Genomic DNA, 22,551 nt, shown 5'->3' on the forward strand with positions numbered 1-22,551 from the left:
CGATACTCCCCGCGTCCCGGGAAGGGCGAAGCCCTTCAGGGGCGCGGGGAACTGCGCGACCAGCCCCCACCGGCCCGCGGGTTCGCCACCGTGCTTCCAGCGGAGCGCTTGGCGCGGCCACTTAGGGTGTACGGGTGATCATCACCCGACTCGGTCTGTCCGCCCTCCTCACCCGCGCCACCACCGCCGCCCTCCGTGCCAAGGCCCCGGGCGAGCGCTGGCGCCGCACGAACTACGCGGGGCGGACCGTCGAGTTGTACGCCGGTCCGGCGGCGGCCGTGGCGGTCACGCTCGGCACCGCTCACGTCCGTCCGGCCGCCGCGCTCGCCGTGGCCGCCGCCGGGGCGTGCGGGGCGTACGACGATGTCGCCGGGGACCACCGGCGGGGTTTCCGCGCCCATCTGTCGGCGCTCAGGCAGGGTGAGGTCACCAGCGGCGCCGTGAAGTTGTTCGGGATCGGGGCCGCCGGTCTGGTCACGGGGGCGCTGCTCAAGGAGAAGCCGGTCGACAAGGTGCTCGCGGGAGTCGTGATCGCCGGCGCCGCGCACTTCGTCAATCTTGTGGACGTACGGCCCGGGAGGGCCGCGGCGGCGGTACTGCTCCTCGGGGTGCCGGGGTTGTTGCGCGAGGGAGCGGACGTGGCCGCCGTCGCCATGGGAGCCGCCGGTGCCGTGCTGCCCGACGATCTCGGTGAGCGGGCGATGCTCGGCGACACGGGAGCGCACGCGCTGGGCGCGGCTCTCGGTGTCGCCGTCGTCGCGAGCAACGGCCGGGCGGGGCTGGTGGCGCATGCTGCCGCAGTCGTGGCCGCGGCGGTGTGCGGAGAGCAGGTCAGTGAAGCGGCTCGCTCACTCGTGTGAGTGACCGTGGGGCCGTGGTGTGCGGTCGTGTCACCTCGGGGTTCACGGAACGCCCGTACGGCCTGGCATCCTTGGTGTTGTACGTCGTACGCGTAGGGATCCACGCGGTACACCCCCGCCGCTCGATCCTTCTGTACGTTTCTTCGTGACCGCCCGACGCCGAACCAGGAGCCCCCGGCCACGTGAGCCCCGTGAGCAGCCACTCAGCGACCGGCCAGTCGCCGCTGCGTACCGTGCAGGTGCTCGGCGGAGGCAACGCCGGCAGCAGCGCACATGTGCGTTCGCTGGCTTCGGGGCTCGTCGCTCGGGGCGTGCGGGTGACCGTGTGCGCCCCCGTGGCGGCCGACCGCGCCTATGACTTCACCGGCGCCGGAGCCGAGCACGTGCATGTGCCGCGCAGCAGCGACCCGACCTCCGTGGCCGCGCTGCGGGCATTGTGCGCGGACGCAGACCTCGTGCACGCGCACGGGCTGCACGCCTCCTTCCGCGCCGCTCTCGCGCTCAGCGGGCGGCGCACTCCGCTCGTCGTGACGTGGCACAACCGTGGGCATGCCGAAGGGGCTCGCGCTCATCTGCTGCGGGTGCTGGAACGGCGGGTCGTGAAGGCGGCGTCGGTCGTGCTCGGGGCGTCCTCGGATCTGGTGGAGCTGGCCCGCCGCGCCGGTGCGCGTGACGCCAGGCTCGCCGCCGTCGCCCTGCCCGGGGCGCGCACGCCGCTCGAGCAGGACGATCCCGACCGACTGCGCCCCAAGGTGCGGGCCGAACTCGGCGCGACCGGCCGCCCGTTGCTGATGGCCGTCGGCTCCCTCGACCGGCACCGGGGCTACGAAACGCTGCTGGACGCCACGCGCGCGTGGCGCCGCCTCGACCCCGTGCCGCTTGTCGTGATCGCCGGGGAGGGCCCGCTGCGGGCCGACCTCCAGCGGCGGATCGAGGACGAGGGACTGCCGGTCCGGCTCCTCGGGCTCCGCGACGACGTCAGCGAACTGCTCGCCGCCGCCGATCTGGCCCTGCTGCCCAGCCGTTGGGAATCCCGCTCCGTGCTCGCGCAGGAAGCCCTCCACGCGCGCGTGCCGCTCGTCGCCACAGCCGTCGGCGGCAACCCCGAACTCGTCGGCGACGCCGCCGAACTCGTGCCGTACGGCGACGCGGAAGCACTCGCCGACGCCGTAGTGCGCCTGCTGGCGGACCCCGAACGCCGGGAACTGCTGAAGGAGAAGGGCGCACAACAGGCCGCCAGCTGGCCCACGGAGGACGAGACGGTCGCCCAAGTCCTCAGCGTCTACGACGAGTTGACGCAGCCCAGGCCCATGATCTAGGGCACATGCCGACGGGCGCGCAGCGCCAGGCTCAACGCCAGTACCGTCTGCGGGTCGTCGAGGTCCGTGCCGAGCAACTCGCCGATTCGGGCGAGGCGGTTGTAGAGGGTCTGCCGGTTCAGATGCAGTTCGCGGGCCGTCTCCGCCTTGCGGCCCGCGTGGGCCAAGTACGTCTGCAGGGTGGGCAGCAGCGGGGGCTTGGACTTGCTGTCGTGGTCGCGGACCGGGCCGATCGCGCGGTCCACGAAGGCAGCCAGGTCCGGGTGGCCGCGCAGCCGCCACAGCAGCAGGTCGATGTCGAGGCGGCGGGCGTCGTACCAGGGGCGGTCCGTCAGGCCCTGCGCCGCCGTCGCCGTCTCGGCCGCGTGTCTGAGCCCCGCCGACGCCGCCGCCCAGCCGCCGGCCACACCGACGACCACGACGGGAGGCTGGGTGCCCGGCCGCCGCATCCCGGCCCGCTCCACACCCGCCCGCAGCGCCGCCGCGACCCGGTCCGCGACGGGTGCCCGCTCCGATTCGGAACGCAGCCCGAGCAGCACCAGGACACGGCCCTCCACCGGTCGTACGCCCAGCAGGACGGGCACGCCCACCGACGCCAGCTCCTCCGAGACCGCACGCGCCAGCACCGCCCAGCCACCGCCGGGCGAGAGCGCGTCGCCCAGCCGCATGACCACGGGCATCAGCGGACTGTCACCCGGCTTGAAGCCCAGCACGCGCGCCTGCGCGGGCGCGTCCTGAGCCGTGATACGGCCTTCCGCGAGGTCGGTGAGGAAGTCGCCCCGGCCACGCGCCGCCAGCTCCTCCTCCTGGCGGGCCTGCATCAGCACCACCGCCAGGATGCTCGCGGCCCGCTCGGCGGCGATGCGGTGCACCGGCGCCAGCGGGGCCCGCACCGGCAGCAGGGCGAGACGGGCGCGCACCGACCCCGCTCCCGGGCCGCCGCCCGGCACGTCCACGAGCACCGACCCGGCCGGCGGCGGGGCGTCCTTGTGCTGGCCGCGCAGCCCCTCCCACACCTGGAGCGGATCCGCGCCCTCGGGCCCGGCACCGGCGGCGTACAGCAACTGGCCGTCCGTCGTCTCCAGGAAGACCGGGTTGCCGCAGAAGTCGGCCAGGATCCCGAGCACCTGCGGCACCCCGCCACCGCCCAACAGGGCCTCCGTGCACCGCCGGTGCACCTCTTCAGCCCGCTGCAGCAGCGCGTAGTGGCCGTTGACGATCTCGGTGTGGATCTCCTCGGTGACCGTGACGAACGGCACCTCGCGGTGCAGCTGGACCAGGGGGAGCCCGGCGCTGCGGGCGGTCTCGACGAGGGCGGCGGGCAGGCGGGTGAAGCGCGGGCCCAGCTCCACCACCAGGGCCGCGATCCCGCGCTCGGCCAGCGTGCGGACGAACGCGCGCTGGTCGGCCGGGCGGGTGCCGAGCGCGTATCCCGTCGTCAGGAGCAGTTCGCCGCCCTTGAGCAGCGAGGCGATGTTCGGGACCTCGCCCGCGTGGACCCAGCGCACCGTCCGCTGCAGCCGGTCGGCGCCCGCGAGCACTTCGGGCAGTCCGCTGCGCAGCCCGGGCAGCTCCAGCGCCCGCTGAACGGTGATCCCGGCGCCCTGGCTCTCGAAACGGCTGTCCGTGCGGCTGTCCATGCTGCGGACGCTACCTGCGCGGACGCTCCGGCAACATCTCCGGGACGATCTTCGTGCGGTTGCGGGGAGCGCGGCGGGGTAAGCGCGCCGCCATGGACTTCAGCGTGGTCGCGGTTGCGCGAGAGGACGACAGTGCCGTCGAGGAGCCGCTCAGGGTGGCCGTGGTCGCCGACCGGCTCGGGTACGGCGAGGTGTGGGCCGGTGAGGGGCCGACGTGGGACGCGTTCGTGCTCGCCACGGCGATCGGGCGGGCCACCGAGCGGGTCGCGCTGACCGCCGGGCCCGTGGCGGTGTCCGTGCGCGACCCGTTCACGATCGCCCGGGGCGCCGCCTCCTGCGCCGCCGTCACCGGCCGGCCGGTCGGGGTGGCGCTGGGCACCTCCAGCAAGCGGGTCGTCGAGGGCGTGCACGGGCGCCCGCGCGTGAGGCCCGCCGCCGTACTCGAGGAGAGCGCGACCGCCGTACGAGAGCTGCTGCACGGCGCGTACGGCGAGCCGGTCGTGCCCGGCAGCGCTTTCCTGCGGCGCCAGCAGCCGCCCGGCGGACCGCTCACCGTCGCCGCGTTCGGCGACCGCGCGATCGCCACGGCCGCCGCGCACGCCGACCGTATGCTGCTCGACATCGTCTCCCCGGAGCAGGTCCGCACCCTGCGCGCCCGGATGACCGACGCCGCGGAGCGCGCGGGCCGTACATCGCCACCGACCCTGGCCGCCTGGCTGCCGGCCGCCGTCGATCCGGACCCCGACTCCCTCGCGCAGATCCTGCGGAGCATCGCCGGCTATCTGACCGTGCCGGGCTACAGCGACATGTTCGAGGCCGCCGGTTTCGGGGAGGCCGTCGAACTGGCCCGTACCGGTGCCGATCCCGGCACGCTGGTGCGGGCGCTGCCCGCTCAGGCTGCGGGCATGGTCGGCCTGGTGGGCGACATCGACGCCGTACGCGCGCGTGCCGAGGAGTACGCCGAGGCCGGCCTCGACGAGATCGCCCTCGTCCCGGCGACGGCGGGCGACCCGGGCGGGGAACGCACGCTGACGGCCCTCAGGCAGGCTTGATGTTGTGGTTGAAGCGGAAGACGTTGTCCGGGTCGTACTGCCGCTTCAGAGCCTCGAGCCGCCGATGGTTCTCGACGCCCAGACCCGCGATCACCCGCTCCGGGCCCTCGTCGCCGATGAAGTTCAGATAGACCGCGCCGGTGCTCCACGGCTCGGCGTCGGCGCGGACGTCGCGGACCCACTGGATGCACCGCTCGTCGTCCGCCGGGTCCTGCCACATGCCGTACGGGTGCACCGCCCATGGCGCGTCACGGTAGGGCACCGGATAGTCGTGCGGGCCGGCGGCGATGGCACCGCCTTGGGGGAGCAGCGCGTACTGGGTGCCGGTCGGTACGGGCAGGCCCTGGGCGCCGGTGCAGAAGACGGCGACGTAGTTGTCCGGTGCGCCGGTCAGATACTCCGCCGACCAGTAGTGCCGCATGCCGGGCGGATCGTCGATCATGCACTGCACGTCGGCGTACGGCATCGCGCCGACGATCTCCGCCTCGTGCTTCAGCGCCAGCAGGGGATCGGCGTACTTGCGCATGTCCTGCTCCCCACCGGCGTACGTCAGCAGCACACCGCACACCAACTCACCGACCAGAGACGGCGGTACGAAGTCCTCGGGCGGGCCGGTGAAGTACAGGGCGCCGCCGCTCAGCTCGTCCGGGCCGGACTCGATCACGTCGCGGAAGGTGCGGACGGCCGCGGGCGCGAACTCCGGCTCGTACAGGAGCATCGCGATGGCGAACTCGGGCAGTTCGTGCAGTTTCAGGGTGAGCGCGGTGGCGATGCCGAAGTTGCCGCCGCCGCCGTGCAGCCCCCAGAACAGCTCCGGGTTCTCGTCCGCGTTCGCGTGCACCCGGTTGCCGTCGGCGGTCACCAGCTCCACGCCGAGCAGATTGTCCACGGCGAGCCCGCAGCAGCGGTCCAGCCAGCCGGTGCCGCCGCCGAGGACGAAGCCGCCGACGCCGGTCGTGGAGGCCCTGCCACCCGTGGTCGCCAGGCCGTGCGGCTGGGTCGCGCGGTCCACCTGGCTCCAGGTGGCCCCGCCCTCGACCCGTACCGCCTCGGCTCCCGGATGGACGGTCACGTCGTGCATCCGGCGCAGGTCGACCACCAGACCGCCGTCGTTGACCGCCATGCCCGCCACGCTGTGCCCACCGCCACGCACGGCGATGGTCAGGTCCAGCTCCCGGCCGAACCGCACGGCCCGGACGACGTCGTCGACGTTCGCGCACTGCGCGATCACCGCGGGCCGCCGGTCGATCATGGCGTTGAAGACGGCACGCGCCTCGTCGTAACCGGGATCCCCGGGAGCGAACACCTCACCGATCAGATCCTCACGCAGCGCGGCGAGGGCCGCGCCCGCCTTCGAGAGGGAAGCCATGGCTGCCCCCTTCCGTGCCGGGGCAATCGCTTGCTCCTAGCCTAGGCGGGCGCGGTGCGGCAGTCCTGTTCAAGGGCTGTTCGGCAGATCAGGTCCTAGCCGCCGTACGCTCCGGACGCCGTCAGGCGCAGTGCCGTGTCGATCAGCGGCACGTGGCTGAAGGCCTGTGGGAAGTTGCCGACCTGGCGCTGCAGGCGCGGGTCCCACTCCTCGGCCAGCAGACCGAGGTCGTTGCGCAGGGACAGCAGCTTCTCGAAGAGCTTGCGGGCCTCGTCGACGCGGCCGATCATCGCCAGGTCGTCGGCCATCCAGAACGAGCAGGCGAGGAAGGCGCCCTCGTCGCCGGGGAGGCCGTCGACGCCCTCGTCCTCGCCCTGCGTCGGGTAGCGCAGGATGAAGCCGTCCTCGGTGGACAGCTCGCGCTGGATCGCCTCGATGGTGCCGATGACGCGCTTGTCGTCCGGCGGCAGGAAGCCCATCTGCGGGATCAGCAGCAGCGAGGCGTCCAGCTCCTTCGAGCCGTACGACTGCGTGAAGGTGTTGCGCTCCTTGTCGTAACCCTTCTCACACACATCCCGGTGGATGTCGTCGCGCAGCTCGCGCCAGCGCTCCAGCGGGCCGTCCGCGTCACCGGACTCGATCAGCTTGATCGTGCGGTCGACCGCGACCCACGCCATGACCTTGGAGTGCACGAAGTGGCGGCGCGGGCCGCGCACCTCCCAGATGCCCTCGTCCGGCTCGTCCCAGTGCCGCTCCAGATAGCGGATCAGCTTGAGCTGGAGCAGCGAGGCGTAGTCGTTGCGGGCCAGGCCCGTCATGTGCGCGAGGTGCAGGGCCTCGGTGACCTCGCCGTACACATCCAGCTGGAGCTGGTGCGCGGCGCCGTTGCCGACCCGGACCGGGGCGGAGTTCTCGTAGCCGGGCAGCCAGTCCAGCTCGGCCTCGCCCAGCTCGCGCTCGCCCGCGATGCCGTACATGATCTGCAGGTTCTCGGGGTCGCCGGCGACCGCGCGCAGCAGCCACTCGCGCCAGGCGCGGGCCTCGTCGCGGTAGCCGGTGCGCAGCAGCGAGGAGAGCGTGATCGCCGCGTCGCGGAGCCAGGTGTAGCGGTAGTCCCAGTTGCGGACGCCGCCGATCTCCTCCGGCAGGGAGGTGGTGGGGGCGGCGACGATGCCGCCGGTCGGGCCGTAGGTCAGCGCCTTGAGCGTGATCAGCGAGCGGATCACCGCCTCACGGTAGGGGCCGTGGTAGGTGCAGTGCTCGACCCAGTCGCGCCAGAAGTCCTCGGTCGCTTCCAGTGACTGCTCCGGCTCGGGCAGCGGCGGCGGCTCCTTGTGCGAGGGCTCCCAGGAGATGGTGAACGCGATCCGGTCGCCCGGTCCGACGGTGAAGTCCGAGTACGTCGTCAGCGACTTGCCGTAGGTCTCGGCGGATGTGTCGAACCACACGGAGTCGGGGCCCGCGACGGCCACCGTGCGGCCCTCGTGCCGGTGCACCCACGGGACGATCCGGCCGTAGGAGAACCGCATCCTCAGCGCCGAGCGCATCGGGACGCGGCCCGAGACGCCCTCCACGATCCGGATGAGCTGCGGGGCGCCGTCACGCGGCGGCATGAAGTCGATGACCCGGACCGTGCCGCGCGGGGTGTCCCACTCGGACTCCAGGATCAGCGAGTCCCCGCGGTAGGTGCGCCGGGCCGCGACGGGCGGCGCGGCGTCGGCCGCGTGCGCGGGGCCGAGCCGCCAGAAGCCGTGCTCCTCGGTGCCCATCAGACCGGCGAAGATGGCGTGCGAGTCGAAGCGGGGCAGGCACAGCCAGTCCACCGTGCCGTCCCGGCAGACCAGGGCAGCGGTCTGCATGTCTCCGATGAGTGCGTAGTCTTCGATGCGCCCGGCCACGTGCAACTCCAGTCGAACGGCCACGTCACCCCACAAGGGGGCTGTCGCTAGTGCGGTCAAGGGGTCTTTGTCATACGTCGTTGAGCGATGAAGCAAATCAGTCGCTCATGCCATGAGGCAAAACAACAGTCGTTGCTCAACGAACTGACGAGCTCTCGTTGTTCCGGTGGGTACGGGCTGGGGTGGTGCCGTTTTGCCGGCCGGGCTCGGCAGCGAGTGTCCGAGCAGGATACGACGCACGTAGATGATCTGCGTGCCGCTCCGGGCAACGTGGGTGCGCCGAACGGGTGAGCAACGGGTGAGAAAGAAGTGAGCGGTACGTGTCCGTGCCGACCTGTGTGCGGAGCGTGGCCGGAAGTCACCGCCCCCTGGCGCTGATACCCTGGTAGCCCGTGGACCGGTGGGAGAAAAACCCCGGAACGCCACCCAGACCGCGACCACGGGAGCCCCCTCTTGGCCATGCCGCCCGCTGTTTTTCGAAGTAACACAGCCACGACGACCAAGCACATCTTCGTCACCGGGGGTGTCGCCTCCTCTCTCGGCAAGGGCCTGACGGCCTCCAGCCTCGGCATGCTGCTCAAGGCCAGGGGCCTGCGCGTCGTGATGCAGAAGCTCGACCCGTATCTGAACGTCGACCCGGGCACGATGAACCCGTTCCAGCACGGTGAGGTGTTCGTCACCAACGACGGCGCCGAGACGGACCTGGACATCGGACATTACGAGCGCTTCCTCGACCGCGACTTGGACGGCTCCGCCAATGTCACTACAGGGCAGATCTACTCGACGGTGATCGCCAAGGAACGGCGCGGTGAGTACCTGGGCGACACCGTGCAGGTCATCCCTCACATCACCAACGAGATCAAGCACCGTATCCGCCGTATGGCCACCGACGAGGTCGACGTCGTGATCACCGAGGTCGGCGGCACCGTCGGCGACATCGAGTCGCTGCCGTTCCTGGAGACCGTCCGCCAGGTCCGGCACGAGGTCGGCCGCGACAACGTCTTTGTGGTGCATATCTCGCTCCTGCCGTACATCGGCCCCTCGGGAGAGCTGAAGACGAAGCCGACCCAGCACTCGGTTGCGGCGCTCAGGAACATCGGTATCCAGCCGGACGCGATCGTGCTGCGCTGCGACCGCGAGGTGCCCACCGCGATCAAGCGCAAGATCTCGCTGATGTGCGACGTCGACGAGTCGGCCGTGGTCGCCTGCCCCGACGCCAAGTCCATCTACGACATCCCCAAGACCGTGCACGGCGAGGGCCTGGACGCCTATGTCGTCCGCAAGCTGGACCTGCCCTTCCGCGATGTGGACTGGACGACCTGGGACGACCTGCTCGACCGCGTCCACAACCCCGACCACGAGATCACCCTCGCCCTGGTCGGCAAGTACATCGACCTGCCCGACGCCTATCTCTCGGTCACCGAGGCGCTGCGCGCGGGCGGCTTCGCCAACAAGGCCCGCGTGAAGATCAAGTGGGTCACCTCGGACGACTGCAAGACCCCGGCCGGCGCCAAGGCGCAGCTCGCCGATGTCGACGGCATCTGCATCCCGGGCGGCTTCGGCGACCGCGGTGTGCTCGGCAAGGTCGGCGCGATCAAGTACGCCCGCGAGCACAAGATCCCGCTGCTCGGACTCTGCCTGGGTCTGCAGTGCATCGTGATCGAGGCCGCGCGCCACCTGCTCGACATCTCGGACGCCAACTCCACCGAGTTCGACTCGGCCACCGGCCACCCGGTCATCTCGACCATGGCCGAGCAGCTCGACATCGTCGCGGGCGAGGGCGACATGGGCGGCACGATGCGGCTGGGCATGTACCCGGCCAAGCTCGCCGAGGGCTCCCTCGTGCGTGAGGTGTACGACGGCAAGGAGTACGTCGAGGAGCGGCACCGTCACCGGTACGAGGTGAACAACGCCTACCGCGCGGAGCTGGAGAAGAAGGCCGGCATCGTCTTCTCGGGCACCTCGCCGGACGGCAAGCTCGTCGAGTACGTCGAGTATCCGCGTGACGTCCACCCCTATCTGGTCGCGACCCAGGCGCACCCCGAGCTGCGCTCGCGTCCGACGCGTCCGCATCCGCTGTTCGCCGGGCTGGTGAAGGCGTCTGTCGAGCGCCAGCGGGCCGAGGGCGCGCGGAAGAATTCCAAGTAACACACCAGTTGTTACGGTTGCCGGGGTGCGTACCTTCAAGGTCGCGCCCCGGTTTTTTCTTGGCACATCCGGAAGGACACGGCATGACCATCAAGGACACTCCCGAGGAGTGGGAGATCCGGGCGACGGAGACCCCCTTCGTGGGCAACAAGACCTCCGTCCGCACCGACGAGGTGGTCATGCCCGACGGCTCGGTCGTCCGCCGTGACTACCAGGTCCACCCCGGCTCCGTGGCCGTCCTCGCCCTCGACGACGACGGCCGTGTCCTGCTCATCAAGCAGTACCGCCACCCCGTACGGCAGAAGCTGTGGGAGATCCCGGCCGGTCTGCTCGACATCCCCGGCGAGAACCCGCTGCACGCCGCCCAGCGCGAGCTGTACGAGGAGGCGCACGTCAAGGCCGAGGACTGGCGGGTGCTGACCGACGTCTACACCACCCCCGGCGGCTGCGACGAGGCCGTACGGATCTTCCTCGCCCGCCATCTGTCGGAGGCCGAGGGGGAGCGCTTCGAGGTCGAGCACGAGGAGACCGAGCTGGAGTACGCGCGCGTGCCCGTCGACGAGCTCGTCCGGGGCGTGCTCGCGGGCGAGCTGCACAACAACTGCCTGGTCGTGGGCGTCCTTTCCCTGGTCGCCGCCCAGCAGGGTGACGGACTCGACGCACTGCGCCCCGCGGACGCGTCCTGGCCGGCACGTCCCTTCGAGGCCTGAACACGGTTGGCCCACACCCGGTGTGACCATCGGCTGATCCGATCGGGTGACGTGTCCGCCGCGCTCGTCACAGAACGTTGCAGAGCGTGAACTAGGCTCTGAAAATGCCCGAGCCGGAGTCCCGGCGGGTTGGCACGTGTGGTGGGACGGGAGTGTGGCCCGTGACGGATCAGGCGGTGGACACCGGTGGCGTGCGAATGTCCGCACACACGGCTGCGGAGTCTCGATTCCTGGGTCGCACACGGGAGTTGAAGGAGCTGCGCGCCGACATCGAGCGCGCGGGACTCGACACCCTCTCCGGCCGCAAGGCCCCCCGCGCGCGCGTGCTGCTCATCGCGGGCAGGCCCGGCTCGGGACGCACCGCGCTCGCCGAGGAACTGGTACGGCAGGTAGCGGACCGTTACCGGGACGGAGTGCTGCGAGCGCGCCTGAGCGAGCCCGACGGCAGCCCCGTCCCCGTCGAGCGCACCGCCCGCGAACTGCTCACCGCCCTGGAACTGCCGACTCCGCCCGGCGCCCGTGACGACGACCTGACCGAGGTGCTGCGCACCGCCCTCGCCGCCCGGCGTGTCCTGCTCCTGCTCGACGACGCCGCCACCGCGGAACAGGTCGACGCGCTGCTGCCGGACACCGCGGAATGCCTGGTCGTCGCCGTGTCCGGCGGCCCGCTGACCGGCATCGCGGACGTCCGCCCGTGCACCCTGGGCGGCCTCGACACCAAGTCGGCCGTGGAACTGCTGTCCCGGCACACCGGCTCGGTCCGCATCACCGTCGACCCGCGGGCCGCCGAAGGGCTCGTCGAGGAGTGCCAGGCCCAGCCCGCCGCGCTGATGCTGGCCGGCGGCTGGCTCGCCGCCCGCCCGAAGGCGGCCGTCGCCGACTTCGCCAAGCAGCTGCATGCGGAGGGTGACGACGGCACGCCGCTCAGCCGGGTCTTCCGGCTCGCCTACGCGTCCCTGCCGAGCACCGCCGCCCGGATACTGCGGCTGCTCTCCCTCGCCCCGGCCGGCCTGGTCGACCCGCACACCGCCTCCGCGCTCGCCGGCTGCTCGGTGGACGGCGCTCACACCGCCCTGGACGACCTGGTCTCCCTCGGCCTGCTGCGGAGCGTGCCCGCGCCGCTGCCGCAGTACCAGGTCCCCGGCTGTCTGCACCCCCTGCTCAAGGCGCTGACCGAGACCCAGGACCGCCCCGCCGAGCTCCAGCTCGCGCGCGCCCGCATGCTGGAGCGCACCGTACGGCTGCTGCAGTCGTGCCGGGCGGTCACCGAGACCGACAGCCCGCTCGCCCGCGAGAAGCTCGTCGGCATGCCGCGCTCCCTGCGCTTCCCCAGCCCGCGCGCGGCCGCCGACTGGCTGACCGTCCGCAGGCCCGCCCTGCTCGCGTCGGCGCGGCTCGCGGTCGCCGACGGGGAGCTGGACACGCTGGCGCGGCGCCTGATGGCCCAGCTGGTGCGGGCGATGGCGGCGCATTTCGGCACCCGGGCCGCCGCATCCGACCTGTACGACATCCACCGCCTGGTCCTCGATGTCGCCGAGCGCCGCAAGCTGCCCCGCGAGAAGGCCGCCGCGCTGCTGAACCTCGGTGATCTGGACGCACAGACCGGCCGCACGGCCGAGGCGCTGGTCCGCTATCGCGCGGCTCTGGACGCCGGACGCGAAGCGAACGATCCGTATGCGACCGGGCGCGCGATGGAATCCGTAGGCGGCGCGCACCAGGAGCTGGGGGACTACGACCGGGCCGCCGACTGGTTCGGCCGGGCCCTCGCCGAGCGGCTGGCGCGCGACGAGCGCGAGGACGTCGCCCGGCTGTACGGCCGTATCGCCGCGGCCCACACCTATGCGGGCCGCTACGGCGAGGCGCAGCGCTGCTGGCGGGCCGCGGTCGCCGGTTACCGCAAGAACGGCGATGTGGCCGCCCAGGCAAGGGCGTTGAGCGAGCTGGCACGGGTCCAGGAGTACGCGGGACGGCCCGAGGAGTCGCTGCGCACCTGCCACGAGGCGATCGAGTGGGCCCGCCGCGCCGAGGACGTACGGCTGCAGGCCGCGCTGCAGCTCAGGCTCGCCGACACGCTGGACCGGCTCGGCGACTCCACCGCCGCCCGACTGCATCGCGGGGCGGCCGAGCGCATGCTGGGTGAGGAGCTCCCGGAGAGTGATCCAGAGCCGGAACAAGGCCCTAACGCCTGCGAAATCCGCAGTACATCCGACGAAGATTGAAGCAATGAAAGGCTAGACAGCGGGAACGCCTTCATTAGACTGGCTCTGCCGCGCCTTCTCCTGCGGTGTCTCCCGGTGTGCCCACGCACGTCCGGGTAAGTCTTGTAATGCACCCTCTGAGCCAAGGACCGTGATCGACGTGAAGGTCGGCATCCCCCGCGAGGTCAAGAACAACGAGTTCCGGGTGGCCATCACCCCCGCCGGCGTGCACGAGCTGGTGCGCCACGGCCACCAGGTCGTCATCGAGCACGACGCCGGTGTCGGCTCCTCGATCCCGGACACCGAGTACGTGGCCGCCGGCGCTCAGATCCTGGACACCGCCGACGAGGTGTGGGCCACCGCCGACCTGCTGCTGAAGGTCAAGGAGCCCATCGCCGAGGAGTACCACCGCCTCCGCAAGGACCAGACGCTCTTCACCTACCTGCACCTGGCCGCGTCCAAGGAGTGCACCGACGCGCTGCTGGAGTCCGGGACGACCGCGATCGCCTACGAGACCGTCGAGCTGCCCACCCGTGCCCTCCCGCTGCTCGCCCCCATGTCCGAGGTCGCGGGCCGGCTCGCCCCGCAGGTCGGCGCCTACCACCTGATGCGCGCCAACGGCGGCCGCGGTGTGCTGCCCGGCGGTGTCCCCGGCGTGCTGGCCGGCCGGGCCGTGGTCATCGGCGGTGGCGTCTCCGGCTGGAACGCCGCGCAGATCGCCATCGGCATGGGCTTCCACGTGACCCTGCTCGACAAGGACATCAACAAGCTCAAGGAAGCCGACAAGATCTTCGGCACGAAGATCCAGACCGTCGTCTCCAACGCCTTCGAACTCGAGAAGGCGTGCCTCGAGGCCGACCTCGTCATCGGTGCCGTGCTCATCCCGGGCGCCAAGGCGCCGAAGCTCGTCACCAACGAGCTCGTTTCGCGGATGAAGCCGGGAAGTGTCCTTGTCGATATCGCGATCGATCAGGGCGGCTGCTTCGAGGACTCGCGTCCCACCACCCACGCCGAGCCGACCTTCCCGGTCCACGGCTCGGTCTTCTACTGCGTCGCCAACATGCCCGGCGCGGTGCCCAACACCTCCACCTACGCGCTCACCAACGCGACGCTGCCGTACATCGTGGAGCTCGCCGATCGAGGCTGGGTCGAGGCGCTGCGCCGTGACCCCGCGCTCGCCAAGGGCCTCAACACCCATGACGGCAAAGTGGTTTACCGCGAGGTCGCAGAGGCGCACGGGGTGGAGCACGTGGAGCTGGAGTCGCTGCTCGGCTGAGCCGCGCCGGACCGGCCCGTGCGGCTAAGTCACCTTTTCGTAAAGGCGATACGTCAACACAGGTCGTCAACGCCGCGCACCCGGCCGGACCTTGCCCGACAAGGTCCGGCCGGGTGTGTGTATGGTCACTTTGCGGCTCTCGGTCAACTCGCCTCGAACGTAACCCTTGAACCGATTCGTACACCGGTGAAACCTGCCGTGCGACGGCCGTACGCCCTTGACAGAGGGATGTTTCATTGCCGACACATCCTGCCGGGTCCGGCGGATTGTGTTGCTGCGGACGCCCGACACGCCATAGAGTCGCCAACCGTCGGCATGGTGCCACGCTGACCTGTCTAGAAGTTTCCTGGTCACCAAGGAGGTAAGACGACTTGTGAATGAGTCGACATTTTCTCCCGGGGGTGGTCAACCAGGAATGCCTGCACGGGCCGAGCGCCCCGCGGGGTTCGAGGCTGTCGGCTCCGTAGCGGTGCGCACCTTCGCAGCCCAACAGAGTCACCTGAAGTCAGGTGTGACTCAGCCAGCACACCAGAGCATGGATGGCCATCACGTGAACGCCATGGCCGGCGACGGAAGTGGCGCGCCCCACAACCACTTCGCCGACTACGACGAACTGCCCGACGGGCACTTCTACGATCCCGACGCGGAGTACGAGCCCGACCCCGAGTACGCGGCCACGCTCGCGCCCGACGCTGCCCGCCAGCGCCGTGAGCGCATCGGCCCGACCGGACGGCCGCTGCCGTACTTCCCGATCCCGGGTCCGCTGACCGACCACGGTCCCGCGAAGATCATCGCGATGTGCAACCAGAAGGGCGGCGTCGGCAAGACGACGTCGACCATCAACCTGGGTGCCGCGCTCGCGGAGTACGGACGCCGAGTCCTGCTCGTGGACTTCGACCCGCAGGGCGCGCTGTCGGTCGGTCTCGGCGTCAATCCGATGGAGCTCGACCTCACCGTCTACAACCTGCTCATGGAGCGGGGCATGGCGGCCGACGAGGTGCTCCTGAAGACCGCGGTCCCCAACATGGACCTGCTCCCGAGCAACATCGACCTGTCGGCCGCCGAGGTACAGCTGGTGTCCGAGGTCGCGCGCGAGTCCACGCTGCAGCGGGCGCTCAAGCCGCTGATGGCCGACTACGACTACATCGTGATCGACTGTCAGCCCTCGCTCGGCCTGCTCACCGTGAACGCCCTGACGGCGGCTCACAAGGTGATCGTGCCGCTCGAGTGCGAGTTCTTCGCCCTGAGAGGCGTGGCGCTGCTGACGGAGACGATCGAGAAGGTCCAGGAGCGGCTCAACCCGGAGCTGGAGCTCGACGGGATCCTCGCCACGATGTACGACTCGCGCACCGTGCACAGCCGTGAGGTGCTCGCGCGTGTCGTCGAGGCGTTCGACGATCACGTCTACCACACGGTCATCGGCCGCACTGTCCGCTTCCCGGAGACCACGGTCGCCGGTGAGCCGATCACCACCTACGCGTCCAACTCCGTCGGTGCCGCCGCCTATCGCCAGCTCGCCAGGGAGGTGCTCGCCCGGTGTCACGCCGAGTGAGTCTGCCGGGGGCCGACGAACTGTTCCGTACGACAGGGGGGATGGCGCTTCAGTCGTCCTCTCCCCGGCGCCAGGCCAACGGTGAGGCCCGGGTGCCGGCTCCGGCGGGGGAGAGCGACGCCGCCGCCGCGGAGGACGCGCCCCAGTCGGTGCCCGCGCAGGGCGGTGACGGCGACGGGGCCGAGCATGCCGCGGCCGACGCGGAGTCGGTCGACGCCGGCGAGTCCCGTATCCGGTCCGCCGCCGCGGAGCGCTCCGCGCGACGTCAGGGGGCGCAGGAAGGTTCTGGCGCTGGTGCGGCGGCCGCGTCCGCTCAGCCCCGCAAGCGCGGGGGCCGTGCCGCCGCGCGTCGGCCCAGCGGGCGGGAGCGGCACGACGAGAAGATCACCGTGTATGTGTCCGCCGAGGAACTCATGGACCTGGAGCACGCACGGCTGGTGCTCCGCGGTGAGCACGGTCTTGCGGTCGACCGCGGGCGCATCGTGCGTGAGGCGGTGGCCGTGGTGCTGGCCGACCTGGAGTCCCGTGGGGACGCGAGCATCCTCGTACGCCGGCTCCGTGGGCGGTAGCGGTAGCCTGCGGGGGCTATGACCTCGAACGACCTTCCCGCCCCCGCGTCCGGCTCCGCCGGGCGTCGGCGTGCGCTGGGGAGGGGACCGGGTGGTCCGCGGGCCGAGCCGGTTTCCGAGGCGGAGCCGGTGGGCGGGGAGCCGGAACCTGAGGCTCCTGAGGTGGTCGTCCCGGAGCCGGAACCTGTAGTTCCTGAGGTGGTCGTCCCGGCGCCGGAACCTGTGGTTCCCGAGGTCGTCGAGTCGGTCCCGCAGGACGGTGGTGAGTCCGACGGTGTCTTCAAGGTTCGGCTGTCCAACTTCGAGGGGCCGTTCGACCTGCTCCTCCAGCTGATCTCGAAGCACAAGCTCGACGTCACCGAAGTGGCCCTGTCCAAGGTCACCGACGAGTTCATGGCGCACATCAGGGCGATGGGCCCGGACTGGGATCTCGACCAGACGACCGAGTTCCTGGTCGTCGCGGCCACGCTGCTCGATCTGAAGGCGGCGCGTCTGCTGCCGTCGGCGGAGGTCGAGGACGAGGCCGACCTCGCGCTTCTGGAGGCGCGTGACCTGCTCTTCGCGCGGCTGCTGCAGTACCGCGCGTACAAGCAGATCGCCGACATCTTCAGCCGCCGGCTGGACGAGGAGGCACGCCGCTATCCCCGTACGGTCGGACTGGAGCCCCACCACGCCGAGCTGCTGCCCGAGGTCGTCATCAGCATCGGGGCGGAAGGGTTCGCCAAGCTCGCCATCAAGGCGATGCAGCCCAAGCCCAAGCCGCAGGTGTACGTCGACCACATCCACGCACCGCTGGTCAGCGTGCAGGAGCAGGCCGGGATCGTGGTCGCGCGCCTGAAGGAACTCGGTGAGGCCAGCTTCCGCTCGCTGATCGAGGACACCGAGGACACGCTGACGGTCGTAGCCCGCTTCCTGGCGCTGCTGGAGCTGTACCGGGAGAAGGCCGTGGCGCTGGAGCAGGAGACCGCCCTCGGGGAGCTGATGGTGCGCTGGACCGGCGAGGGGGACGCGGAGCCGATGGTGACCGACGAGTTCGACCGGCCGCCCGAGCCGCCCAAGGACGAGGAGAAGAAGGCGTGAGCGAGGACACCACCGAGCTGCCGGCCGGGCTGCGTGCCGTCGCCGATCTGGAGCTGAAGCCCGCCCTGGAGGCCGTCCTCATGGTCGTCGACGAACCCGCGACCGTGGAGCACCTCGCGAAGATACTGGAGCGGCCCAAGCGGCAGATCACCAAGGCGCTGCGGGAGCTGGCCGACGACTACACCGTGCAGGGGCGCGGCTTCGAGCTGCGGCTCGTCGCGGGCGGCTGGCGTTTCTACACCCGCCCCGAGTTCGCGCCCGCCGTGGAGCGGCTCGCCCTGGAGGGGCAGACAGCCCGGCTCACGCAGGCGGCGCTGGAGACGCTCGCGGTCGTGGCGTACCGGCAGCCGGTCAGCCGCAGCCGGGTCTCGGCGGTGCGCGGAGTGAACTGTGACGGGGTCATGCGGACCCTCCTCCAACGGGGCCTCGTCCAGGAGGCGGGCACGGAACCCGAAACAGGTGCGATCCTGTACACGACGACGAACTACTTTCTGGAGCGGATGGGCCTACGCGGTCTGGACGAGCTCCCGGAGCTCGCGCCCTTCCTCCCGGAGGCGGAGGCGATCGAGGCCGAGACCCAGGAAGGGGTGCCGTCGTTCGACCCGGACGCACCCGATGCGCCCGGTGCAGACGACGCAGACGACTAGACGGAACTTTGATGCGAAGCAGCGGCAGCGGCAAGAGTGGCGGGACCGGCGGGCGGGGTAACAACCGCGGTGCCGGCAACAACAGGGACCAGAAGCAGGGGCAGGGCCAGGGTCAGGGCCGTCCCAGCAAGCCCCGCCCCGAGGAGCGCCGTTACGACGTGGGCCCCGGCGGGAGCCATGAGGGCCCGAAGTCCGGGCGCGGCAGCTCCGCGCGCGGGGGCGCCAAGGGCGGGCCCAAGCAGGGCCAGGGCCAGGGCTCCGGGCGGGGGCGCTGGGCTCCGGCCACGTCCCGTGAGTACGACGCGCGGGCCGAGGAGCGCAATCGCGAGCGGTACGCGGGCAAGAAGGACGTCAAGCCGCCCAAGACCTTCCCGGGCGCCGAGCAGGAGGGCGAGCGGCTGCAGAAGATCCTCGCGCGCGCGGGCTACGGCTCCCGGCGTGCCTGTGAGGAGCTCATCGAGCAGGCGCGGGTCGAGGTCAACGGCGAGATCGTCCTGGAGCAGGGCAAGCGGGTCGACCCGGAGAAGGACGAGGTCAAGGTCGACGGGCTGACCGTCGCCACGCAGTCGTACCAGTTCTTCTCGCTGAACAAGCCCGCCGGTGTCGTCTCGACGATGGAGGACAACGAGGGGCGTCAGTGCCTCGGTGACTACGTAACGAACCGCGAGACGCGGCTCTTCCACGTCGGGCGGCTCGACACCGAGACCGAGGGCGTCATCCTGCTCACCAACCACGGCGAGCTGGCGCACCGGCTGACCCACCCCAAGTACGGCGTGAAGAAGGTCTACCTCGCGCACATCGTGGGCCCGATCCCGCGTGACCTGGGCAAGCAGCTCAAGGACGGCATCCAGCTGGAGGACGGCTACGCGCGCGCGGACCACTTCCGGGTCGTCCAGCAGACCGGCAAGAACTACCTCGTGGAGGTCACTCTTCACGAGGGGCGCAAGCACATCGTGCGCCGGATGCTCGCGGAGGCCGGCTTCCCGGTCGACAAGCTGGTGCGCGTGGCCTTCGGCCCGATCACCCTGGGCGACCAGAAGTCGGGCTGGCTGCGACGGCTGTCGAACACCGAGGTCGGGATGCTGATGAACGAAGTCGATCTCTAGAAGTCGATCTCCAGAAGCGACACGTGACGGCCGGTCCCGGATTTTCTTCCGGGCCGGCCGATTCGTTTTGGCGCTCCCCGCGGTCTTCATGGGTGACGGAGGGAGCGGCATGGCTGCGACGACGGACCGCGAGGAGTTCGTACGGCTGACGGATCCGTTCCGGCGGGAGCTGCTGGCGCACTGCTACCGGATGCTGGGCTCGGTCGACGAGGCCGAGGACCTGGTGCAGGAGACGTATCTGCGGGCGTGGCGGTCCTACGACGGCTACGAGGGCCGGGCCTCCCTGCGGACCTGGCTGCACCGGATCGCCACCAACACGTGTCTGACGGCGCTGGAGAGCCGTACGCGCCGTCCGCTGCCCCGCGGGCTCGGGGCGCCGTCTCAGGCGCCTGAGGAGCCGCTGAGGGCGCCTGTGACGGACGTTCCGTGGCTGCAGCCGCTGCCGGATGCGCTCATCGACCCCGCGACCGTCGTCGCCGCGCGCGGCAGTCTGCGGCTCGCGCTCGTCGCCGCGCTGCAGAACCTGCCCGCGCGGCAGCGGGCCGTGCTGATTCTGCGGGACGTGCTGGCGTGGCGGGCGGCCGAGGTCGCCGCGTTCCTCGGGACCTCGACGGCGGCCGTGAAAAGCACCCTCCAGCGCGCGCGTGCCCGGCTCGACGAGGTGGCCCCGGACGAGGACCTCGTCGTGGAACCGGAGGGCGTGGCCGACCGGGAGGTGCTCGACCGGTACGTGGCCGCCTTCGAGAACGCCGACATGGACGCGCTGGCCGAGCTGCTCCAGGACGGCGTCGAACTGGAGATGCCGCCCCATCTGGAGTGGTTCAGCGGGAGGAAGAACGTGCTGCGCTTCCTGGAGCCGCGGGTGGGCGAGAAGGGTCTCGTCCGGATGCTGCCCACGCGCGCGAACGGACAGCCGGCCGCGGCGATGTACAAGCGGGAAGCGGACGGCGTCTACCGGGCGCACTCGATGCAGGTGCTCACGGTGTCGGACGGCGCGGTCGCGCGGATGACCGTCTTCATCGATCCGGGACTCCTCGAACTCTTCGACCGCTTCGGGATGCCGGAGGTGGTGACGTGAGCTCCGGGGAGCTGTTGGAGCGTTCGCTCGCCTACGCGCTGGGGTGCGTGGCCGGGGTGGAGCGGGCGGGGCTGGGGCGTCGGACGCCGTGTGCGGAGTGGGACCTGGAGGGTCTGCTCGGGCATCTCGGTGACTCGCTGGACGCGCTGCACGAGGGGCTGACCGGCGGGCGGATAGCGCTGGTGCCCACGCGGCCCGGAGCCGACCCGGCGTGCGGCGTCCGCACGCGCGCGTGCGCGGTGCTCGGCGCCTGGGCGGCGTCCGGTCCCCGCGACCCGGTCCTGGTCGGCGAACGGCCGCTGGACGTGCGGGTGATGGCCGCCGTGGGTGCCGTCGAGATCGCCGTGCACGGGTGGGACGTGGCCCAGGCCTGCGGGCGGCCACGGCACATCCCGGGCCCGCTCGCGCTCGAGCTGCTGCCCGTCGCCCGGCATGTCGTGGCGGACGCGGACCGGGGAGTGCGGTTCGCCGCGCAGCTCGCCGTGCCCAGGTCCGCGCGGCCGGAAGCACGGCTGCTGGCGTTCCTAGGGCGCCGCGATTCCTTTCCGGGGTGAGCCCGGTCTGCCTTCCGTGAGTGACCTCAAGAACTCACGGAAGGCACTGCCATGACCGAGACCCTCAAGGTCCCCCTCGGTACCGCGCCCACCGCCAAGGCACCACCCCTGCGCGCGTGGACGGTGATCCTCGCCGGGCTCGGGGCCCTGCTGTGCTCCCTGGACGTCGTGGTCGTCGCCACCGCGCTGCCCGCGCTGCGGGCCGACTTCGGGGCGAGCCTGTCCCAGCTGGAGTGGACGATCAACGCCTACAACCTCGTCTTCGCCTGTCTGACCCTGACCGGCGCCGCGCTCGGCGACCGCTTCGGACGGCGGCGCATGTACGTCGCCGGGCTGGCCCTGTTCACCCTGGCCTCCGCCGCCGCGGCCCTCGCGAGCGGACCGGGTCAGCTGATCACCGCGCGCGCGGTGCAGGGCGCCGGGGCGGCCGTACTCCTTCCGCTCACCCTGACCCTCATCAGCGAGGCGTTCCCGGCGGAGAAGCGGGGCGTGGCGATCGGGGTGTGGGGCGGGGTGACCGGGCTCGGTGTGGCCGCCGGACCCGTGCTCGGCGGTGCGGTGACCGAGGGGCTGTCCTGGCAGTGGATCTTCTGGCTGAACGTACCCATCGGTATTGCGATGTTGCCCCTGGCCGCCACCAGGCTGCGCGAGAGCTACGGCACGCGGCCCCAACTCGACATCGTCGGACTGGTGTTGGTGGCCGTCGGGCTGACGGGCCTGGCCTGGGCGCCGGTGCGGGCGCCCGAGGTGGGCTGGGGGAGCGCCGAGACACTGGCCGCGCTGGCCGTCGGTGTGGTGTTCGTGGCGGCCTTCCTGAGGTGGGAGTGGAAGGGGGCCCGCTATCCCATGCTGCCGTTGGAGTACTTCCGTCGGCGCTCCTTCTCCACCGCCAACGCCTCGGCCTTCCTGCTGTTCGCCTCGCTGCTCGGCGCCCTGTTCATGATCATGCAGCTCTTCCAGCTCGGGCTCGGCTACGACCCGCTGGAGGCGGGCGTACGGATCCTCGTGTGGAACGCCACGCCGCTCCTGATCGCGCCGATCGCCGGCGCCCTCGCGGACCGCTACGGGACCCGGCCCTTCATGCTGGGCGGCCTGGTGTTGCAGGCGACCGGCCTCGCACTGCTGGCCTGGCAGGTCGAACCCGGTGTCGGATACGACCGTCTCGTCGGCCCGCTGATCATCGCCGGCGTCGGCATCTCCATGGTCTTCCCGAGCGTGGCCAACGCGGTGACCGCGTCCGTGCCGCTCGGTGACGCCGGCGTGGCGGCCGGGGTCAACAACGCGCTGCGCGAGCTGGGCGGCGTCTTCGGAGTGGCCGTCGCCGCGGCCGTGTTCACGACGTACGGCGGCTACGCCACACCGGAGACGTTCGTCGACGGAGCGGGTCCGGCGCTGTGGGTGACGGCGGGGATCGCGGCGATCGGAGCGGCGGCCGCGGCGTTCGCGCCGTCGCGCGGGGCCAGTTGAGGGGTTGTACAGTCCCGTCGCCCCCTTT

General features: G+C 71.3%; 18 protein-coding genes. 15 read left to right on the forward strand and 3 right to left on the reverse strand.

Annotated features, from left to right (window positions below):
* Positions 1-137: 137 nt before the first annotated feature.
* Complete coding sequence (locus OG828_RS38190) at positions 138-860, forward strand: hypothetical protein (RefSeq protein WP_443062528.1); 723 nt, start codon at positions 138-140, stop codon at positions 858-860.
* A 182-nt stretch (positions 861-1,042) separates the two neighbouring features.
* Positions 1,043-2,179: a glycosyltransferase family 4 protein gene (locus OG828_RS38195; protein WP_328503756.1), complete on the forward strand. Its 1,137-nt coding sequence runs from the start codon at positions 1,043-1,045 to the stop codon at positions 2,177-2,179.
* Here the strand turns inward: OG828_RS38195 and OG828_RS38200 are convergent.
* Positions 2,176-3,819 carry a PucR family transcriptional regulator gene (locus OG828_RS38200; RefSeq protein ID WP_328367247.1) on the reverse strand — a complete coding sequence of 548 codons (1,644 nt, stop codon included), beginning with the start codon at positions 3,817-3,819 and terminating at the stop codon, positions 2,176-2,178. The two genes, OG828_RS38195 and OG828_RS38200, sit on opposite strands and share 4 nt — an antisense overlap.
* Positions 3,820-3,911: 92 nt before the next feature.
* Between OG828_RS38200 and OG828_RS38205 the strand changes: the two genes are divergently transcribed.
* Positions 3,912-4,871, forward strand: coding sequence for an LLM class F420-dependent oxidoreductase (locus OG828_RS38205; RefSeq protein WP_328503757.1), 960 nt, complete (start codon positions 3,912-3,914; stop codon positions 4,869-4,871).
* Here the strand turns inward: OG828_RS38205 and OG828_RS38210 are convergent.
* The gene (locus tag OG828_RS38210) at positions 4,858-6,240 is read right to left on the reverse strand and encodes an FAD-binding oxidoreductase (protein ID WP_328503758.1); all 1,383 of its coding nucleotides are present in this window, start codon (positions 6,238-6,240) and stop codon (positions 4,858-4,860) included. The genes OG828_RS38205 and OG828_RS38210 overlap by 14 nt on opposite strands.
* 95 nt (positions 6,241-6,335) lie before the next feature.
* Positions 6,336-8,138 carry a glycoside hydrolase family 15 protein gene (locus OG828_RS38215; RefSeq protein WP_328367254.1) on the reverse strand — a complete coding sequence of 601 codons (1,803 nt, stop codon included), beginning with the start codon at positions 8,136-8,138 and terminating at the stop codon, positions 6,336-6,338.
* 459 nt (positions 8,139-8,597) lie between these two features.
* On the opposite strand from OG828_RS38215, the gene OG828_RS38220 reads away from it, so the two are divergent.
* The 12 genes from OG828_RS38220 to OG828_RS38275 all read left to right on the forward strand — a co-directional run bounded on the left by OG828_RS38220 (position 8,598) and on the right by OG828_RS38275 (position 22,523).
* Positions 8,598-10,286 (forward strand): CTP synthase, encoded by a 1,689-nt coding sequence (locus OG828_RS38220; RefSeq protein ID WP_328367256.1) that lies wholly within the window; start codon positions 8,598-8,600, stop codon positions 10,284-10,286.
* 83 nt (positions 10,287-10,369) lie between these two features.
* Positions 10,370-10,996 (forward strand): NUDIX hydrolase, encoded by a 627-nt coding sequence (locus tag OG828_RS38225; protein ID WP_328503759.1) that lies wholly within the window; start codon positions 10,370-10,372, stop codon positions 10,994-10,996.
* A gap of 161 nt (positions 10,997-11,157) precedes the next feature.
* Positions 11,158-13,215, forward strand: a complete 2,058-nt coding sequence (locus OG828_RS38230) for a tetratricopeptide repeat protein (protein WP_328503760.1) — start codon at positions 11,158-11,160, stop codon at positions 13,213-13,215.
* A 130-nt stretch (positions 13,216-13,345) separates the two neighbouring features.
* Positions 13,346-14,470, forward strand: a complete 1,125-nt coding sequence (ald, locus tag OG828_RS38235; RefSeq protein WP_328367263.1) for an alanine dehydrogenase — start codon at positions 13,346-13,348, stop codon at positions 14,468-14,470.
* Between the two features lie 415 nt (positions 14,471-14,885).
* On the forward strand, positions 14,886-16,022 hold the full coding sequence (locus OG828_RS38240) for a ParA family protein (RefSeq protein ID WP_210574614.1): 1,137 nt from the start codon (positions 14,886-14,888) through the stop codon (positions 16,020-16,022).
* The gene (locus tag OG828_RS38245) at positions 16,007-16,591 is read left to right on the forward strand and encodes a hypothetical protein (RefSeq protein ID WP_328367266.1); all 585 of its coding nucleotides are present in this window, start codon (positions 16,007-16,009) and stop codon (positions 16,589-16,591) included. Before OG828_RS38240 ends, OG828_RS38245 begins: the two co-directional genes overlap by 16 nt.
* 18 nt (positions 16,592-16,609) lie before the next feature.
* On the forward strand, positions 16,610-17,671 hold the full coding sequence (locus OG828_RS38250; protein WP_328503761.1) for a segregation and condensation protein A: 1,062 nt from the start codon (positions 16,610-16,612) through the stop codon (positions 17,669-17,671).
* Positions 17,668-18,318 carry an SMC-Scp complex subunit ScpB gene (scpB, locus tag OG828_RS38255; RefSeq protein ID WP_328367272.1) on the forward strand — a complete coding sequence of 217 codons (651 nt, stop codon included), beginning with the start codon at positions 17,668-17,670 and terminating at the stop codon, positions 18,316-18,318. Before OG828_RS38250 ends, scpB begins: the two co-directional genes overlap by 4 nt.
* An 11-nt stretch (positions 18,319-18,329) precedes the next feature.
* Complete coding sequence (locus OG828_RS38260; RefSeq protein WP_328367274.1) at positions 18,330-19,424, forward strand: pseudouridine synthase; 1,095 nt, start codon at positions 18,330-18,332, stop codon at positions 19,422-19,424.
* Between the two features lie 109 nt (positions 19,425-19,533).
* Positions 19,534-20,502 carry a sigma-70 family RNA polymerase sigma factor gene (locus tag OG828_RS38265; protein ID WP_328441361.1) on the forward strand — a complete coding sequence of 323 codons (969 nt, stop codon included), beginning with the start codon at positions 19,534-19,536 and terminating at the stop codon, positions 20,500-20,502.
* Entirely contained in the window at positions 20,499-21,056 is a 558-nt protein-coding gene (locus OG828_RS38270; RefSeq protein WP_328441362.1) for a TIGR03086 family metal-binding protein, read from the forward strand. Before OG828_RS38265 ends, OG828_RS38270 begins: the two co-directional genes overlap by 4 nt.
* A gap of 51 nt (positions 21,057-21,107) precedes the next feature.
* On the forward strand, positions 21,108-22,523 hold the full coding sequence (locus OG828_RS38275) for an MFS transporter (protein WP_328503762.1): 1,416 nt from the start codon (positions 21,108-21,110) through the stop codon (positions 22,521-22,523).
* Positions 22,524-22,551 lie beyond the last annotated feature (28 nt).

The sequence above is a fragment of the Streptomyces sp. NBC_00457 genome, from assembly GCF_036014015.1.
Taxonomy (GTDB): Bacteria; Actinomycetota; Actinomycetes; order Streptomycetales; family Streptomycetaceae; genus Streptomyces.

Excerpts from the sequence above, each read along its gene's own strand:
- OG828_RS38205 (WP_328503757.1), top strand. The coding sequence starts at position 3,912 with ATGGACTTCAGCGTGGTCGCGGTTGCGCGAGAGGACGACAGTGCCGTC.
- OG828_RS38250 (WP_328503761.1), top strand. The coding sequence starts at position 16,610 with ATGACCTCGAACGACCTTCCCGCCCCCGCGTCCGGCTCCGCCGGGCGT.
- OG828_RS38260 (WP_328367274.1), top strand. The coding sequence starts at position 18,330 with ATGCGAAGCAGCGGCAGCGGCAAGAGTGGCGGGACCGGCGGGCGGGGT.
- OG828_RS38265 (WP_328441361.1), top strand. The coding sequence starts at position 19,534 with ATGGCTGCGACGACGGACCGCGAGGAGTTCGTACGGCTGACGGATCCG.
- OG828_RS38275 (WP_328503762.1), top strand. The coding sequence starts at position 21,108 with ATGACCGAGACCCTCAAGGTCCCCCTCGGTACCGCGCCCACCGCCAAG.
- OG828_RS38220 (WP_328367256.1), top strand. The coding sequence starts at position 8,598 with ATGCCGCCCGCTGTTTTTCGAAGTAACACAGCCACGACGACCAAGCAC.
- OG828_RS38210 (WP_328503758.1), bottom strand. The coding sequence starts at position 6,240 with ATGGCTTCCCTCTCGAAGGCGGGCGCGGCCCTCGCCGCGCTGCGTGAG.
- OG828_RS38225 (WP_328503759.1), top strand. The coding sequence starts at position 10,370 with ATGACCATCAAGGACACTCCCGAGGAGTGGGAGATCCGGGCGACGGAG.
- OG828_RS38240 (WP_210574614.1), top strand. The coding sequence starts at position 14,886 with ATGCCTGCACGGGCCGAGCGCCCCGCGGGGTTCGAGGCTGTCGGCTCC.
- OG828_RS38200 (WP_328367247.1), bottom strand. The coding sequence starts at position 3,819 with ATGGACAGCCGCACGGACAGCCGTTTCGAGAGCCAGGGCGCCGGGATC.